This is a genomic window from Streptomyces sp. NBC_01591, from assembly GCF_035918155.1.
In the GTDB taxonomy this organism is placed as follows: domain Bacteria; phylum Actinomycetota; class Actinomycetes; order Streptomycetales; family Streptomycetaceae; genus Streptomyces.
Genome location: NZ_CP109327.1, coordinates 3,602,907 through 3,619,955, shown reverse-complemented (window position 1 = coordinate 3,619,955; position 17,049 = coordinate 3,602,907). Strand labels below are relative to the sequence as shown.

Annotated in this window: 11 protein-coding genes; 8 read left to right on the top strand and 3 right to left on the bottom strand. The window is 70.4% G+C overall.

Features of this window, described 5'->3' with window-relative positions; translation table 11 throughout:
- The first annotated feature begins 140 nt into the window (after positions 1 to 140).
- Complete coding sequence (locus OG978_RS16740; protein WP_326765996.1) at positions 141 to 2,048, top strand: protein kinase domain-containing protein; 1,908 nt, start codon at positions 141 to 143, stop codon at positions 2,046 to 2,048.
- 64 nt (positions 2,049 to 2,112) lie between these two features.
- Here OG978_RS16740 and OG978_RS16735 read toward each other — a convergent pair whose 3' ends face one another.
- The gene (locus OG978_RS16735) at positions 2,113 to 3,732 is read right to left on the bottom strand and encodes a sodium/solute symporter (protein ID WP_442817699.1); all 1,620 of its coding nucleotides are present in this window, start codon (positions 3,730 to 3,732) and stop codon (positions 2,113 to 2,115) included.
- Positions 3,729 to 4,193, bottom strand: a complete 465-nt coding sequence (locus tag OG978_RS16730) for a DUF485 domain-containing protein (RefSeq protein ID WP_326765995.1) — start codon at positions 4,191 to 4,193, stop codon at positions 3,729 to 3,731. The genes OG978_RS16735 and OG978_RS16730 overlap by 4 nt, the downstream gene beginning before the upstream one ends.
- A 523-nt stretch (positions 4,194 to 4,716) precedes the next feature.
- Between OG978_RS16730 and OG978_RS16725 the strand changes: the two genes are divergently transcribed.
- The 5 genes from OG978_RS16725 to OG978_RS16705 all read left to right on the top strand — a co-directional run bounded on the left by OG978_RS16725 (position 4,717) and on the right by OG978_RS16705 (position 14,294).
- Positions 4,717 to 5,556: an ABC transporter ATP-binding protein gene (locus OG978_RS16725; protein WP_326765994.1), complete on the top strand. Its 840-nt coding sequence runs from the start codon at positions 4,717 to 4,719 to the stop codon at positions 5,554 to 5,556.
- A complete protein-coding gene (locus tag OG978_RS16720; RefSeq protein WP_326765993.1) occupies positions 5,553 to 8,138 on the top strand; it encodes an ABC transporter permease in 2,586 nt (861 codons plus the stop codon). Before OG978_RS16725 ends, OG978_RS16720 begins: the two co-directional genes overlap by 4 nt.
- A 278-nt stretch (positions 8,139 to 8,416) precedes the next feature.
- Entirely contained in the window at positions 8,417 to 11,950 is a 3,534-nt protein-coding gene (gene mfd, locus OG978_RS16715) for a transcription-repair coupling factor (RefSeq protein WP_326765992.1), read from the top strand.
- Positions 11,951 to 12,360: 410 nt separating this feature from the next.
- Complete coding sequence (locus OG978_RS16710; protein WP_326765991.1) at positions 12,361 to 12,981, top strand: ArsR/SmtB family transcription factor; 621 nt, start codon at positions 12,361 to 12,363, stop codon at positions 12,979 to 12,981.
- Positions 12,978 to 14,294, top strand: a complete 1,317-nt coding sequence (locus OG978_RS16705; RefSeq protein ID WP_326765990.1) for an MFS transporter — start codon at positions 12,978 to 12,980, stop codon at positions 14,292 to 14,294. Before OG978_RS16710 ends, OG978_RS16705 begins: the two co-directional genes overlap by 4 nt.
- Positions 14,295 to 14,600: 306 nt before the next feature.
- Here the strand turns inward: OG978_RS16705 and OG978_RS16700 are convergent, their stop codons facing one another.
- Positions 14,601 to 15,173 carry a TetR/AcrR family transcriptional regulator gene (locus tag OG978_RS16700; RefSeq protein WP_326765989.1) on the bottom strand — a complete coding sequence of 191 codons (573 nt, stop codon included), beginning with the start codon at positions 15,171 to 15,173 and terminating at the stop codon, positions 14,601 to 14,603.
- 116 nt (positions 15,174 to 15,289) lie between these two features.
- Here OG978_RS16700 and OG978_RS16695 point away from each other — a divergent pair, with 116 nt between their 5' ends.
- Positions 15,290 to 16,156 carry an SCO6745 family protein gene (locus tag OG978_RS16695; protein WP_326765988.1) on the top strand — a complete coding sequence of 289 codons (867 nt, stop codon included), beginning with the start codon at positions 15,290 to 15,292 and terminating at the stop codon, positions 16,154 to 16,156.
- Between the two features lie 108 nt (positions 16,157 to 16,264).
- Positions 16,265 to 17,047, top strand: coding sequence for an HNH endonuclease family protein (locus tag OG978_RS16690; protein ID WP_442817698.1), 783 nt, complete (start codon positions 16,265 to 16,267; stop codon positions 17,045 to 17,047).
- Positions 17,048 to 17,049 lie beyond the last annotated feature (2 nt).

The window sequence follows — 17,049 nt, the reverse complement described above, 5'->3', positions numbered from 1 at the left end:
CCCGACTCAGGAGCCCGGCTCAGTAACGGCCGGGGCGGCTCGGACGGCTGGGGCGGCCGGGACGGTTGCGTGATCGGCGACTCCCATGCGTGCCCGGCGAACCGTCGTGCATTCGTTCGGGCCTGGGCTAATCTGACGCCATGCACGGGGGAGCTGAAAAAGAGTCACGTTTACTGGGCAGCGGAGCCAAGCCGACGGAGCCGGACGATCCCCGGCGGATCGGTGCGTTCAGGCTGCTCGGCATCCTCGGTACCGGCGGCATGGGACGGGTCTATCTCGGCACGTCGGCGGGGCGGTACGCGGCGGTCAAGCAGGTGCTGCCGGTGCTGGCCGCGGACAAGGACTTCCTGTCCCATTTCGGGCACGAGCTCGACAATCTCGCCAAGCTGCCGGCCGGGGTCAGTGCGCGGCTGCTGGCCAGTGACCGTACGGCGCAGCCTCCGTGGTTCGCCACGGAGTACATCCCCGGCATCACCCTGAGCGATGCGCTGCGGCTGAACGAGGGCCCGCTGCCCGTGGAGAGCCTGTGGCGGCTGCTCCGCGACGGGGCGAGCGGTCTGCGCGCCGTGCACGCGGCCGGCATGGTGCACCGCGACCTCAAGCCGTCCAACGTCATGCTGACGCTCGACGGTGTGACCCTGATCGACTTCGGGGTGGCCCGGGCGGCCGACCAGTCCAGGGTGACCAGGACCGGGATGGTCATCGGGACGCCTGCCTACATGGCCCCCGAACAGGCCATGGCCGAGCGGGATCTGACGGGTGCGGCGGATGTGTTCGCGCTGGCCGGCCTGCTGCTGTTCGCGGCGAACTGCCGCCCGCCGTTCGGCGACGGATCGGGTCCGGGCCTGTTCTACCGCATCGTCCACACCGAACCCGACCTCGGGCGCCTGCCGGGCCTCGATCCGGCCCTGGCCGCCGTGGTCGAGTCCTGTCTCGCCAAGGACGCCGCGGACCGGCCGACAGCCGCCGAGCTCTTCGAGATCGCCGACGGTCATGTGCCCGCCGCGGTCTCCGCGCTGTGGCCGCCGGCCGTCACGGACCGGATCACCGAGCGGGCGGCGTTCGCGGCGAGCCCGCCACCGGCCGAGGAGCCCGAACCGGAGGAGGTCAGTGCTCCTGTCCCCGCTGCGGGGCCCTCCCTGCCGGATGTCGGGACGACCGGCGCCGTCCCGGAGAAGCCGCGCAGGCGCCGCCCCCGTGTGCTGCTCGTCGTGCTCCCCGTCGTGGTGGTCGCGGGCACGACCCTGACCCTCGCGCTCGGGCCGTACGAGATCGGCGGTTCCCGCGGTAAGGACTCCGACGTCGCGGCGCCGTCGATCACCGTCGGGCCGTCCGGATCCGCGGGGGACGGCCGCTCCGCGAATCCCACGAAGTCGCCCTCCCGCTCGTCGAGTTCCAAGTCGGGGTCCGCCGACAAGCCGAAGGGCGGGAAGGACGGGAAGGACGGAAAGGGCGCGGCTGACGGTGCCGACGGCTCAGGTTCGGCCGGTTCCGGTCCCTCGGGCGGCTCCGATTCCGGCGGTTCCAAGCCCTCGGGTGGTTCCGACTCCGGTTCCGACTCCGGTTCCGGCTCAGGTGGTTCCGGCAGCTCGGGCGGATCCAGTGGGTCCGGCGGCTCGGGCGGCGGGCAGGTCCCGGCGCCCTCGGGGCAGTACTACCTCAAGAACGCGTCCAACAAGCGGTGCCTGGGTGAGTCCGCGTCCCCGTACGGGGGCTCCATGCTCATGAACTCGGTGTGCGGCGAGCCGGCGCACAACGGGGCCACGCTCTACTACAAGTGGACGTACAAACCCACCTCCGGCGGCAGGTTCAAGCTCGTCGGCCAGGGCACCGGCAACTGCCTCAGGCTGAACGGCTTTGCAGGGCTGTCGGCCGAGACCTGCAACTCCTCCGAGTCCCAGGTCTGGCGGATCGGGACCAAGACATCGAGCGGTCACACCCTGGTGAACGTCGCCGAGGGCGTCTGCCTCCAGATGTTCAGCAGCATCGGCTTCCAGTCCGTGGCGTGCAACCCCTCGGAGCCGGCCCAGCTGTGGCGTAACTCCTGACCGGCGCACAGGGATTGGGCCCCTGCGCGCCGGGCGGCCGAACGGCCTTCTCCGGCAGCCGTGTTCAGCCCCGGGGCGTCGGTGGCACGCCCGCCAGGATCTGGGGCTCCTCGCTCTGGTAGAGCCGGCGTGCCGCGGGGGCCGTGTGGCGGGGGAGCACCGTTCCCAGCCAGCCCGCCAGGAATCCGGCCGGGATGGAGACGAGCCCGGTGGTGGTGTACGGGAACCAGTTGAAGTCGTGGCCGGGGAAGACCGAGGCGGGTGAGCCGGAGACCAGGTTGGTGCCGGTGATCAGCACCAGCGTGGTGAGGGTGCCGACGACGAGGGTGCAGAGCAGTCCGGTGCGGGTGAAGCGCCGCCAGAACATGCTGTAGAGGAGCGCCGGGGCGAGTGCGGAGGCGCCGACGCAGAACGAGAGCGTCGCCAGCGCCTGCACGTTCCAGTGCCTGGCCACGACGGCGAGAGTGGTGGCGAGCAGTCCGACGACGATCGCCGAGACCTGTGCCGTACGCATCTCGGACAGGCCGGCCAGTGGCTTGCGGTCCGGGTCGCGCACCCCGTGCAGGCCGTGCGCGAAGAGGTCGTGGGCGAGAGAGTTGGCGCAGGACAGGATCATTCCGGCGACCGAGGCGAGCAGGGTCAGGAAGATCGCCGTCGTCATCGTCGTGATGACCAGGGCCCCCAGCTGCGTACCGTTCGCGACCTCTCCGCTGATCTGGAGGATCGCGCTGTTCCCGGATGCTCCGGCGGCGGTGATGACGTCGTGGCCGACGAGTGCCCCCGCGCCGAAACCGATCACGACGAGCAGCAGGCAGATCGCGGCGACCACGGACACCGCCCAGGACATCGAGCGCCGGACGGCCTGGGTGGAGCGGGCGCTCGACATGCGCATGGTGACGTGGGGCAGACAGGCGGCACCGAGCACCACGGTCAGTTCGGAGCTGACCATGTCGAGTGCGCTGCCGTCGAACTGGAGCCCCGAGCTCAGGTACGCGGCGCCCGCGCCGCTGCTCTGCCGGGCGGCCGAGAGCAGGGAGTTGGTGTTCCAGTCGAACCGGTTCATGATCAGTACGGCGATGGTGAACGCGGCCACGAAGAGGACCACGGTCTTCACGATCTGGATCAGGGAGGTGCCCTTCATCCCGCCGATCGCCGCGTAGCCGATCATCAGGGTGCCGAGCCCGATGATGGCGCCGGTGCGGAATCCCGAGGTGTCGAAACCCAGGATGAAGGCGAGCAGATCGCCGCTGCTGGCGAGCTGGACGACCATCATCGGAATGAGCGCGGCGAGGGTGGCCGCGCAGGCGGTGATGCGGACCGCGCGGCCGGGGGCGCGGCGCACCAGCACGTCGCCCATGGTGAACCCGCCCGCGTTGCGCAGCGGTTCGGCGAGCAGGACCATCAGCAGGACGAGCGAGAGGGTGATGCTCAGGGCGAGGATCATCCCGTCGTAGCCGGTGAGGGCGATGATGCCGGTGGTGCCGAGGACCGTGGCCGCGGAGAGGTAGTCGCCCGCGAGGGCGAGGCCGCTCTGCATGGGCGAGAGCGAGCGGGAGCCGGTGTAGAACTCGTCGAGGTCGTCGCGGTCCGGGCCGGTCATCACGCAGAGCAGCAGAGCCACGGTGCCCACGGCGAGGAAGGCCACCAGGGACATCGACTGCGCGGAGTTGTCGAATCCGTTCACCGGGCTGCCCCCGCTCTTCGGATCCGGGCGGCGAGCGGGTCGACCGTGCGCCGTGCGGTCCGCTCGTACAGGACGATGGCGAGCAGGGTCACGGGGAGCTGACAGAGTCCCAGCGCCAGGCCGATGTTGAGGCCGCCGAACAGGGGGCGGTCCAGCAGGTCCTTGGCGTATCCGGAGAGCAGCAGGAAGACCACGAAGTAGCCGAGTGCGGTCAGGGCCGCGGTGCGCCGCAGCAGCCGGTACGCGGTGCGCAGCCGGCGCAGGTCGCTGTGGCTGCCGGGGGCGGGCTCGGGGGTGCCGGGCGGGCTCGGCGACCCGGGGTGCGGGGCGGTCTCCGAGCGCTGCCAGGGCAGCAGATAGTCGGGCTGGTGCGGGGGCGGCGGCTGATGCTGCGGGGAGGGTTTCGGCAGCTGTTCGGGCCAGGAGGGGTGGGGGGAAGGGGGCGGGTTTCCGTGCGACATCGGGGTGCTGCTCCTTGCGTGGCTCGATTCCTGGGCTGGACGGCAAGGCAGGAGTGCGGGTGCGGTCGGAAGCGCGAACATTACTCGTGAGTACGGCAGTTGGGGAGTGGGCGGCCTGAATTACCGGCGGTAATGGCTCAGTTGCGTGAGGCCGGGTGAACCGGAGGTGGCGGCCGGGCGTGAAGGGGGCCTTCCGGGAGCGGGCGGGTGCACCCGTGGGTCCAGCCCCTGACACACATCTCCACCCAGGGGTCGAGACCCTTAGGGGGAGCTCCTTACATCTGCCCAGGGGTGGTTCCTCCCGGCGGAGGACGTGGTGTCGGGGGCCCGTTCCTTAGCGTGTTCCTACACCGCGAAAAGCGGCTGAATTCCACCGCGGAAGCGGGCGGAAACCCGGGGGCGGGGGTGAGGAAAACCCCACCCGAGGACTGTGCTGGGCACCAGTGCGCCACCCCTCTTCCGACACCAGACTCTGGACGTGCGCCGGCACATCCCGAACCCTGACCGACATAGGAGATAAACCATGACAACGGCTGTAACCATTCCCCGGCACGGGGACGAAGGGGAAGGTGCGGCGCGTAGCGCCTCGATGAGGGGCGGTGGTCGGGTGGCGGGTGGGAGAACGGCCGTCGCTGCGCGAGCGCGGCAGGTCGTCAAGGCGTACGGGACGGGCGAGACCCGGGTCGTCGCACTCGACCATGTCGACGTGGACATCGTCCGCGGGCAGTTCACGGCGATCATGGGTCCGTCCGGCTCCGGCAAGTCGACCCTGATGCACTGCCTGGCCGGTCTGGACACCGTGAGCTCGGGGCAGATCTTCCTCGACGAGACCGAGATCACCGGGCTCAAGGACAAGAAGCTCACCCAGCTCCGCCGGGACCGGATCGGCTTCATATTCCAGGCGTTCAACCTGCTCCCCACGCTCAACGCGCTGGAGAACATCACGCTGCCGATGGACATCGCGGGCCACAGACCCGACGCCGCCTGGCTGCGGCAGGTCGTGGACACCGTCGGTCTCGCCGAGCGGCTGAAGCACCGGCCCACCGAGCTCTCCGGCGGCCAGCAGCAGCGCGTCGCGGTGGCCAGGGCGCTCGCCGCCCGGCCGGAGATCATCTTCGGTGACGAGCCCACCGGGAACCTGGACTCGCGGGCCGGCGCCGAGGTGCTGAGCTTCCTGCGCAGGTCGGTCGACGAGCTGGGCCAGACCATCGTCATGGTCACCCACGACCCGGTGGCCGCCTCCTACGCGGACCGGGTGCTGTACCTCGCCGACGGGCGCATCGTCGACGAGATGCACAATCCGACGGCCGACCAGGTCCTCGACCGGATGAAGGACTTCGACTCGCGCGGGCGGACGTCATGACCGTCTGGAAGACATCGAGGCGGAACTTCTTCGCCCACAAGGGACGCATGGCGCTCTCCGCCGTCGCGGTCCTGCTGTCGGTGGCGTTCGTGTGCGGCACGCTCGTCTTCACCGACACCATGAACACCACGTTCGACAAGCTCTTCGCCGCGACCTCGGCCGATGTCACGGTCGGCCCGAAGGCGCCCGGGGAGGACGACCGGCTCCCGGACAACGGCAAGCCCGTCACGATCCCCGCGTCCGCCGTCGGGCAGATCGCGAAGGCCACCGGCGCGAAGGCGGCCGAGGGCGCGGTCTCCAGCATGTCCGTCACCGTCGTCGACAGCCACGACAAGAACATGGGCTCGACCACGGGCGCCCCGACGATCGCGGGCAACTGGACGAGGAACGACCTGCGTTCGATGGAGATCTCCTCCGGTCACGCACCGCGCGGTCCGACCGAGGTGATGGTCGACGCCGACACCGCCGACAAGCACCACCTGAAGCTCGGCGACGAACTGCGCACCATCACCGCCAACGGCGACATCAAGGCCGCGATCAGCGGCATCGCCACCTTCAAGGTCACCAACCCCGGTGCGGCCGTCGTCTACTTCGACACCACCACCGCCCAGACGAAGCTGCTCGGCAGGCCCGATGTCTTCAGCCTGGTCTCCGTCACCGCCGAAGCGGGCGTGGCCGACGAGCAGCTGAAGAAGAACGTCGCCACGGTGCTCGGCGACACCGCCGCGTACAAGCTCCAGACACAGAAGGAGGCGGCGGAGTCCAACAAGGACTCGATGGGCTCCTTCCTCGACGTCATGAAGTACGCGATGCTCGGCTTCGCCGGGATCGCCCTCCTCGTCGGAATCTTCCTGATCGTCAACACCTTCTCGATGCTGGTCGCCCAGCGCACCCGCGAGATCGGCCTGATGCGGGCCATCGGCTCCAGCCGCAAGCAGGTCAACCGGTCCGTGCTGATCGAGGCGCTGTTCCTCGGCATCGTCGGCTCGCTCCTCGGCGTCGGCGCGGGGGTCGGCCTCGCCGTCGGCCTGATGAAGCTCATGGGTGCCATGGGCATGGAGCTCTCCACCGAGGACCTCACCGTCGCCTGGACGACCCCCGTGGTCGGCCTCGTGCTCGGCATCGTCGTCACCGTCGTCGCCGCGTACTTCCCGGCCCGGCGGGCCGGGAAGATCTCCCCGATGGCCGCCCTGCGCGAAGCCGGAACCCCGGCGGACGGCGGCGCGGGCCGGGTCCGGGCCGCGATCGGCCTGGTCCTCACGCTCGCCGGCGGCGCCGCGCTCCTCGCCGCGACGAAGGCCGACGAGTCGGGCCAGGGCTCTCTCCTCCTGGGCGCGGGCGTGCTCCTCACCCTGATCGGCTTCATCGTGATCGGCCCGCTGCTGGCCGGCTTCGTGGTCCGGGTGCTGAGCGCGGTCATGCTGCGGATGTTCGGCCCCGTGGGACGGCTCGCCGAGCGCAACGCCCTGCGCAACCCGCGCCGCACCGGAGCGACCGGCGCCGCCCTGATGGTCGGTCTCGCCCTGGTCGCCTGCCTCTCGGTCGTCGGCTCCTCCATGGTCGCCTCGGCCACCGAGGAACTCGACAAGTCCGTCGGCGCGGACTTCATCGTCCAGCCGGCCGGTGGCGGCGGCGGGCTGATCGTCGACCAGGCGGCGAAGGCCGTCGCGGCGGCGGGGGACATCGAGCACGTCACCTCGTACAAGTCCGTCGGCGCCTCGCTCACCGCCCCCGACGGCACCACCGGGAACGAGGGCCTGACCGCCGTCGACCCCACGTACAAGGACGACGTCCGCCGCGAGACGGTCTCCGGCGAGCTGGCCGACGCGTACGGCAAGGACGCGATGTCGGTCGGCGAGACGTATGCCACCGAGCACCGCGTCAAGGTCGGTGACCGGATGACCGTCGCGTTCAAGGGCGGCGAGACCGCGAAGCTGAAGGTCGCCGCGATCACCTCGGACGACGTGAACATCGACAAGGGCGCGATGTACATCAACATCACGACCGCCGCGCGGTACGTCCCCGCCGACACCCTGCCGGCGAACCTGATCATGTTCGCGAAGGCGGCGGACGGCAAGGAGAAGGAGGCGTACGCCGCACTCAAGAGCGCCCTGGTCAAGTACCCGCAGTACGAGGTGAGGAACCAGGCCGACTTCAAGCAGCAGCTGAAGGACCAGATCGGCCAGCTGCTGAACATCGTCTACGGCCTGCTGGCGCTCGCGATCATCGTCGCCGTGCTCGGCGTGGTGAACACCCTGGCCCTGTCGGTGGTCGAGCGGACCAGGGAGATCGGCCTGATGCGCGCCATCGGCCTCTCCCGCCGCCAGCTGCGCCGGATGATCCGCCTGGAGTCGGTGGTCATCGCGGTCTTCGGAGCCCTGCTCGGCCTCGGCCTCGGCATGGGCTGGGGCACCGCGGCCCAGAAGCTGCTGGCCCTGGAGGGCCTCGGCGTCCTGGAGATCCCGTGGCCGACGATCCTCACGGTCTTCGTCGCCTCGGCCTTCGTCGGCCTGTTCGCCGCCCTGGTCCCGGCGTTCCGGGCGGGCCGGATGAACGTCCTGAACGCGATCGCCACGGATTAGCGCGGGCGGCGGCCGACGTAGGATGACCTGATCCGGCTCCGGGGTGTTCCTCCAAACACCCCGGGGCCGGATTCGTGCGTCCGGGACGTCGCCCCAGGGCGCCCCGCCGGGCCGGATTGCGGGCGCGGCTGTCACAGCGGAGTCGTACGCTGGGAACCCCCGGTACGTGCGAGCGACGTGTCGGGCGCTTCGCGTTGCCCTTCGCGTTGCTCTTCGTGTTGCCCCTGGCAGCAGCCGGCTGTCGGACCTCGCCCTCGTTACCCGGACGGAAGCCCTTCATGAGCCTGCACGGTCTGCTGGATGTCGTCGTACGTGACCCGGCACTCTCCGAAGCGGTGAAGGCCGCCGGCGACGGCCACCGGATGCACGTCGACCTCGTCGGTCCGCCCGCCGCCCGCCCCTTCGCCGTCGCCGCGCTGGCCCGCGAGACCGGGCGGACCGTGCTCGCCGTCACCGCGACCGGCCGGGAGGCCGAGGACCTGGCGGCCGCGCTGCGCACCCTGCTGCCGCCGGACACGATCGCCGAGTTCCCGTCCTGGGAGACCCTGCCGCACGAGCGGCTCTCGCCCCGCTCGGACACCGTGGGCCGCCGCCTCGCCGTGCTGCGGCGGCTGGCGCACCCGAGGAAGGACGACCCGGAGACCGGGCCGGTCTCCGTCGTCGTCGCGCCGATCCGCTCCGTGCTCCAGCCGCAGGTCAAGGGGCTCGGCGACCTGGAACCCGTGGTGCTGCGCATCGGACAGAGCGCCGACCTCGGCAAGACGGTCGACGCGCTCGCGGCAGCCGCGTACTCCCGGGTCGAACTGGTCGAGAAGCGTGGCGAGTTCGCCGTACGGGGCGGCATCCTGGACGTCTTCCCGCCGACCGAGGAGCACCCCCTTCGGGTGGAATTCTGGGGCGACGACGTCGAGGAGATCCGCTACTTCAAGATCGCCGACCAGCGGTCGCTGGAGATCGCCGAGCACGGGCTGTGGGCGCCGCCCTGCCGCGAGCTGCTGCTCACCGACGAGGTGCGGGAGCGGGCCGCCGCCCTCGCCGAACAGCACCCGGAGCTGGGCGAGCTGCTCGGCAAGATCGCCGAGGGGATCGCGGTGGAGGGCATGGAGTCCCTCGCCCCGGTCCTCGTCGACGACATGGAGCTGCTGCTCGACGTGCTGCCGAAGGGTTCGATGGCGCTGGTCTGCGACCCGGAGCGGGTCCGCACCAGGGCCGCCGACCTGGTCGCCACCAGCCAGGAGTTCCTCCAGGCGTCCTGGGCGGCCACCGCGGGCGGCGGCGAGGCCCCGATCGACGTCGGCGCGGCCTCCCTGTGGGGCATCGCGGACGTCCGGGACCGGGCCCGCGAGCTGGAGATGATGTGGTGGTCGGTCTCCCCGTTCGCCGCGGACGAAGCCGACCAGGACGACGACACGCTCAAGCTCGGCATGCACGCCCCGGAGGCGTACCGCGGCGACACCGCCCGCGCGTTCGCCGACACCAAGGGCCGGCTCGCCGACGGCTGGCGCACCGTGTACGTCACCGAGGGCCAGGGCCTCGCCTCCCGCACCGTCGAGCTGCTGGGCGGCGAGGGCATCGCCGCCCGCCTCGATCCGGACCTGGCGGAGATCGCCCCGTCCGTCGTCCATGTCTCCTGCGGCGCGATCGACCACGGCTTCGTCGACCCTGAGCTGAAGCTCGCCGTACTCACCGAGACGGACCTCACCGGGCAGCGCACCGCCACCAAGGACCTGGGCCGGATGCCGGCCCGCCGCCGCAAGACGATCGACCCGCTGACGCTGGAGACCGGCGACTACATCGTCCACGAACAGCACGGCGTCGGCCGTTACATCGAGATGGTGCAGCGCACCGTGCAGGGCGCCACCCGCGAGTACCTCCTCGTCGAGTACGCCCCCGCCAAGCGCGGCCAGCCCGGCGACCGCCTGTACATCCCGACCGACCAGCTGGAGCAGGTCACCAAGTACGTCGGCGGCGAGGCCCCCACCCTGCACCGGCTCGGCGGCGCCGACTGGACGAAGACCAAGGCGCGCGCCAAGAAGGCCGTCAAGGAGATCGCCGCCGACCTGATCAAGCTGTACTCGGCCCGGATGGCGGCGCCCGGCCATGTCTTCGGCCCCGACACCCCCTGGCAGCGCGAGCTGGAGGACGCCTTCCCGTACGCGGAGACGCCCGACCAGCTCTCCACCATCGCCGAGGTCAAGGAGGACATGGAGAAGTCCGTCCCGATGGACCGGCTGATCTGCGGCGACGTCGGCTACGGCAAGACGGAGATCGCGGTACGGGCGGCGTTCAAGGCGGTCCAGGACGGCAAGCAGGTCGCCGTTCTCGTCCCCACCACCCTCCTGGTCCAGCAGCACCACGGCACCTTCACCGAGCGCTACTCCCAATTCCCGGTCAACGTAAGGGCGCTGAGCCGCTTCCAGTCCGAGGCCGAGTCCAAATCGACTCTCGAAGGACTCCGCGAGGGCTCCGTCGACCTGGTCATCGGCACCCACCGCCTCTTCTCCTCCGAGACGAGGTTCAAGGACCTGGGCCTGGTCATCGTCGACGAGGAGCAGCGCTTCGGCGTCGAGCACAAGGAGCAGCTGAAGAAGCTCCGCGCCAACGTGGACGTCCTCACCATGTCCGCGACGCCCATCCCCCGTACGCTCGAAATGGCCGTGACCGGTATCCGCGAGATGTCGACGATCACCACGCCGCCCGAGGAGCGCCACCCGGTCCTCACCTTCGTGGGTCCGTACGAGGAGAAGCAGATCGGCGCGGCCATCCGCCGCGAACTGCTCCGCGAGGGCCAGGCGTTCTACATCCACAACCGCGTCGAGTCGATCGACCGGGCCGCCGCGCGGCTGCGGGAGATCATCCCCGAGGCGAGGATCGCCACCGCCCACGGCCAGATGTCCGAACAGGCCCTGGAGCAGGTGGTGGTGGACTTCTGGGAGAAGAAGTTCGACGTCCTGGTCTCCACGACGATCGTCGAGTCCGGCATCGACATCTCCAATGCCAACACCCTGATCGTGGAGCGCGGCGACAACTTCGGCCTCTCCCAGCTCCACCAGCTGCGCGGCCGCGTCGGCCGTGGCCGCGAACGCGGCTACGCGTACTTCCTCTACCCCCCGGAGAAGCCGCTCACCGAGACGGCCCACGAGCGCCTCGCCACGATCGCCCAGCACACCGAGATGGGTGCGGGCATGTACGTGGCGATGAAGGACCTGGAGATCCGCGGCGCCGGAAACCTCCTGGGCGGCGAGCAGTCCGGTCACATCGCGGGCGTCGGCTTCGACCTGTACGTACGCATGGTGGGCGAGGCGGTCGCCGACTACCGGGCCTCCCTCGAAGGCGGCGTGGAGGAGGAGCCGCCCCTGGAGGTCAAGATCGAGCTCCCGGTCGACGCCCACGTCCCCCACGACTACGCCCCCGGCGAGCGGCTGCGCCTCCAGGCGTACCGCGCCATCGCCTCCGCCAATACGGAGGACGACATCAGGGCGGTCCGCGAGGAACTCACCGACCGCTACGGCAAGCTCCCCGAACCGGTCGAGAACCTCCTCCTGGTCGCCGGCCTGCGCATGCTGGCCCGCGCCTGCGGCGTCGGCGAGATCGTGCTCCAGGGCCCGAACATCCGGTTCGCCCCGGTGGAACTGCGCGAATCGCAGGAGCTCCGCCTCAAGCGCCTCTACCCGAGGACGGTCATCAAGCCGGCCGTCCACCAGATCCTGGTCCCCCGCCCCACCACCGGCAAGGTGGGCGGCAAGCCGGTCGTCGGCCGCGAACTGCTGGCGTGGACGGGGGAGTTCCTCACGACGATCCTGGGGTCGTGAGGGGCGACCCGGTGTGACGGGCGTGCGGTCGGGTGCCATGGTGTGCGCCGAGGAGCAATGTCGCGGAGGAGAGCTCCCCTTGTGCGCCAGGCGGCTCATGTGCGCCCAGGCGGCCGGTAAATCCCCAGGGGTGAGTGTCAGGTCCGGGCGTACGCCATCCTCGACGCCTGCCGGACACACCGCCGGCAGAGGGGCCGCCGCAAGCAGCTGCCCGGTTCCGTCCTCGCGGATGCGCAGCATGCGGCGTTCCAGGTTCGCGAGCGTGCGTTGACGGCCGTAGAAACTCATGGTCCGGGGGGCGAGCGGGGCGCGGTCCTCGACGTCGAACCCGTAGCTGCCCATGGCGGCTGGATGAACGCCATCGATGTGAGAGTTGACTCTCACGAATTGTGAGAGGATGCTCTCACGTTATGGGCTTCAGTAATCGCATGGGCGATATCGAGATCACCGATCCGCAAGCGATGCGGGCGTTGGCGCATCCGGTGCGGCTGGCGATCCTTGACCACCTGCACCGGAACGGGCCGGCGACCGCGACCGAGCTCGCACCGGACGTAGGGGCCACGCCGTCGGTGACCAGCTGGCATCTGCGCCACCTGGCGACCTTCGGGCTGGTCCGTGACAGTGAGCCCGGACCGGACCGCCGACGCCGGCGGTGGGAGGCGGTGGCGCGAGGCTTCCGGTTCGAGGAGTCGCAGGACCCGGCGGACGAGGAGGGCCGGTCGGCCGCGCGCGAACTCTCGCGGCAGATGTTCCTGCGCTACGCAGACCTCCCGGGCCGCTGGGCTGCCGAGGTCGAGCCCGGACTCGATCCGGCATGGCGCAGGCCCGCCGGACTGGCCAACACCCGCGTCATGGTCTCCGCCGAGGAACTCGCCGCCATCCAGGACGGGATCGAGCGCGTTCTCGCGCCGTACGTCACCCGGGACCCGGCCGACCGTCCCGCCGACAGCTGTGGCGTCCTGCTGATGCGCTACGTCCTGCCGGAAGGCGACGGGGAGCAGGGCGAGGAGCAGACCGGGCAGACGTCATGAACGGCGCGGATCGACCGCCTGCGATATCGCTGTGGCGGGATCGGCGGTTCTCCCGCTTCTGGGCCGGCAATTCGATCTCACAGTTCGGCGACCGGATCACCGAACTGGCCCTGCCCCTGATCGCGGTCAACGCGCTGAACGCTTCGGCCAATCAGGTGGCGTGGCTGACCGCACTCATATGGACCCCCAACCTGCTCGCGATCTTCCTGGGGGCCTGGGTTGATCAGCAGGCCCGCAAACGACGTCTGATGATCCTCGCCGACCTCCTGCGCGCCGCAGTACTGCTGAGCCTGCCGACGGCCTACGTGCTGGGGGCGGTGACGCTCACGCACCTGTATGCCGTGGCGATGCTGGCGGGCGCTGCCGGGGTGCTGTTCAACACCGCCTATCCACCGTTCTTCGTACGACTCGTACCGCGCGCTTCCTACGTCGACGCGAACAGCAAGCTCAGTGCAAGCCGTTCGGTCTCCCATGTGGCCGGCCCCGCGATCGGCGGCGCTCTGATCCAGACGCTCACCGCACCCGTCGCCATCGTGGTGGATGCCCTGACCTTCCTGGCGTCAGCGGTTCTGATCGGCCGGGTCTCGGTCGAGGAACCACCGGAAGTCGCCACCGGCACGGCCGCACCTTCGCTGTTGCGACGTGCCAGGGAGGGCCTTGCGTTCGTCGTGCGTCACCCGGTGCTGCGGGCCGCTCTCGGCTGTGCGGCGACCGTCAACTTCTTCACCTTTGTCGCGGGCAGTGGGCTGATCGTGCTGTTCGCCAGCCGGAGCCTCGGCCTGTCCGCAGGGGTGATCGGCATCGCGCTGGGGGTCGGTGCGACCGGTGCCCTGCTCGGCGCTGTGTCCGCTCCCATGATCTCGCGGCGGCTCGGTGTGGGGCGCAGCATCGTCGTGGGCGCCGTGCTGTTCCCCGCACCGATCGCCATCGCTGCCGCTGCGGACGGCCCTCTCTGGCTCCGCGCCGGGGCGCTGGCCGCAGCGGAGTTCTTCTCCGGCTTCGGCGTCATGCTGTTCGACGTCAACCTCAACTCGCTCCAGGCAGCCGTGATCCCCGATCGCCTGCGCAGCCGTGTCGCGGGTGCGTACAGCACGATCAATTACGGCATACGCCCCGTCGGTGCCGTCGTCGGCGGCTTGCTCGCCACTCTCGTCGGTCTGAGGGCGACTCTCCTCATCGCCGCGGTCGGAGGAGCCCTGTCACTGCTCTGGCTGCTGCCCTCACCGATACCAGGCATTCGCTCCCTGGCCCTGATCAGTACTGCGGACACGGCCGGTGACGCGGATGACGACAATCGACCGGTACCTCGTTGACCCGCCGGCAATGGTCCTTCCCGAATTTCGAGCCGAGGAAGGTGATCGCAGGAACGGCGTCCGAAGTGCCTGCACCCGAAGCCGATCTGCGATCCGGCCCCGCACCGGATCCTGGCCCGCGCCCCGCCTCCGGCAAGACCGGCGGACAGTCGGTGGCGGGATGTGAACCGGTCGGCGTGGAAGGGGAGTTGGGTACGGCGATTCCGAGGTCGTGAGGGGCGTCGGCTCGGCCGCGGTCGTCGACTTGCAGTACGAGTTCAGGCCGGGTGAGCGGCCTCCAGGTGCTGGTGCTGCGCCCCGGTCGAATCACGACCCGTCCGGCGCGAACAGCAGGTACGCGAGCCCCCTGAACACCTCCTCCGGATCCCGGTCGCCCACCGCCCCGGCCAGATTGCCGCTGAGCAGCAGGGTGGCGAAGCCGTGGGCCAGGGACCAGGCGGCCACGCCCGCGAGCCGGGCGTCGTCGCCGCGTCCGGCGACGGGGAGTTCGGTGACGCCTGCACGCAGCTCCACCGACGCCCGCTCCTTCGCCGCGAGCAGGTCCGGGTCGTCGGTGCGGTAGAGGTCCGGCTGGAACATCACCTGGAAGTGGGCCGGGTGTTCGGCGGCGAACCGTACGTACCGCACGCCCCGCTCCCGCAGGTCCGGCGCGTCGGCGAGGGCGTCGGCGAAGAGCCCGTAGCCCTCGGTGGCGATGGCGGTGAGCAGGCCGGTGCGGTCCTTGAAGTGGTGGGCGGGGGCGGCGTGGGAGACGCCCGCCCGGCGGGCCAGATCGCGCAGGCTGAGTGCGGCGGGGCCCTCGGTGCGGATGACGTCGAGGGCGGCGGCGAGGACGGCCCGCCGCAGGTCGCCGTGGTGGTAGGTGCGGTCGCTGCTCATGGACAGCACAGTACGCAGAATCTAGTCATTGACAAGTTCACGGGGCGAGGTGCACCCTGGGTGCCGCTGGATATCTAGTCAGTGACAAGATTGAAGCTGTTGCGGAAGGCGAAGACATGTCCGACGAACTGGGTCGCGTACGGCAGATGTGGCACCTGCTGGAGCCCCTGCACGCTGTTCTCTACTACGCGCCGGAGGCCTTCGGGGAGGCCGCCGCGCTCGGATACCGCACGGACGAGCGTTGGCCGAGCTACTTCGCCTGGCGGGCGGCGCCGCTCGGGGAGGCCGGGGCCGGCCGGGTCACGGAGACCTTCTACAGCTTCAGTCCGCGGATGGTGGGTGAGTACGTCCCGGCCGTCTGGTCCGTCGCCTCGCCCGACGCGGTGCTCGCCGCCCGGCGCCGGGCCGTCGACCGTACGTACCGGACGCTGCTGGGGGAGGCGGCCACCGCTCCGGAGACGGCCGAGGTCGCCGCGCTCGTGCGGCGCGCCGCGCAGGCCGCCGACACGACGGGCCGCCCGCTCGCCGCCGCCAACGCCGCACTGCCCTGGCCGGACGAACCGCACCTCGCGCTCTGGCAGGCGGCGACCGTCCTGCGTGAACACCGCGGCGACGGCCATCTCGCGGCGCTCGTCGGCGCGGAGCTCGACCCGGTCGAGGCACTGGTCTCGTTCGCCGCCATCGGCGCGGCGCGCCCGGAGGTGTTCGTGAGCCGGGGATGGAGCGACGAGGAGTGGTCGCAGGCCCGCGAACGCCTGCTGAAGCGCGGCCTGTTGGCGGACGACGGTACGGCGACGGAGGCGGGCAGGGTACTGCGCGCCGAGGTCGAGCGGCGCACGGACGAGGCGGCGGCCGCCCCGTGGCGGGCGCTGGGGGATGAGGAGCGGGAGCGGCTCGTGGAGCTGCTGGGGCCGTTGTGGGTGGCGGCGATCGGCTCCGGGCTGCTGCCGTCGGAGACGACGCTGGGCATCGGCAAGGTGTGATTCGGGCCGCATCCGAGGTGAACGGATGCCATGAACACGTCCTGGTGGGGAAGACGTCCGTAGGATTCCCGGGTTGGTTCGGCTTTCTCCCCGTCAGGACGGCTTCGAGTGATATCTCCCCGCGATTGTCGAGTGATCGTGCCCGCCCTGGGCGTGGTGGCGGTGCTGGCCCTGACCGGCTGCGACCCCGACCAGGTGTCCTCCGGTGATGGAGGGTCGAGCGGCAGCTCGAACGGCGCCGGCCGGTCCGCCACCGGCTTCGGTGCCGGCCCGCTGGACAACCCCGACGGTACGAAGCCGGGCCTCGCCCCCCTCACCTCCGACGCGGACCGGGCGGCGGCCCGGAAGGTCATCGAGAGGGTGGCGACCAAGGGGCGCGGCCCCAGGACCGGTTACGCGCGGGACAAGTTCGGCTACGCGTGGAAGGACTCGGTCGACGGGATACCGCTCGCGAGGAACGGCTGCGACACCCGTAACGACCTTCTCGCCAGGGACGGCAAGGACGTGAAGTTCCGGTCCGGTTCGGACTGTGTGGTCGTGTCGATGACCCTCAAGGACCCGTACACCGGCTCGACCATCGACTGGCGCAAGCAACAGGCCACCAAGGTCCAGATCGACCACGTCATGCCGCTCTCGTACGACTGGCAGATGGGCGCCGCGCGCTGGAACGAGGCCAAGCGGCAGCAGATCGCCAACGATCCGCTCAACCTCATTCCGGTGGACGGGCCGGCCAACAACGCCAAGCGCGACTCTGGGCCGGCTTCCTGGCTGCCGCCGTACAAGCCGGTCCGCTGTTCGTACGCGGTGCGGTTCGCGCAGGTGTCCCTGAAGTACGAACTGCCGGTCACCGGCGCCGACAAGAAGGTGATGCTGGAGCAGTGCGGCGGGTGAGT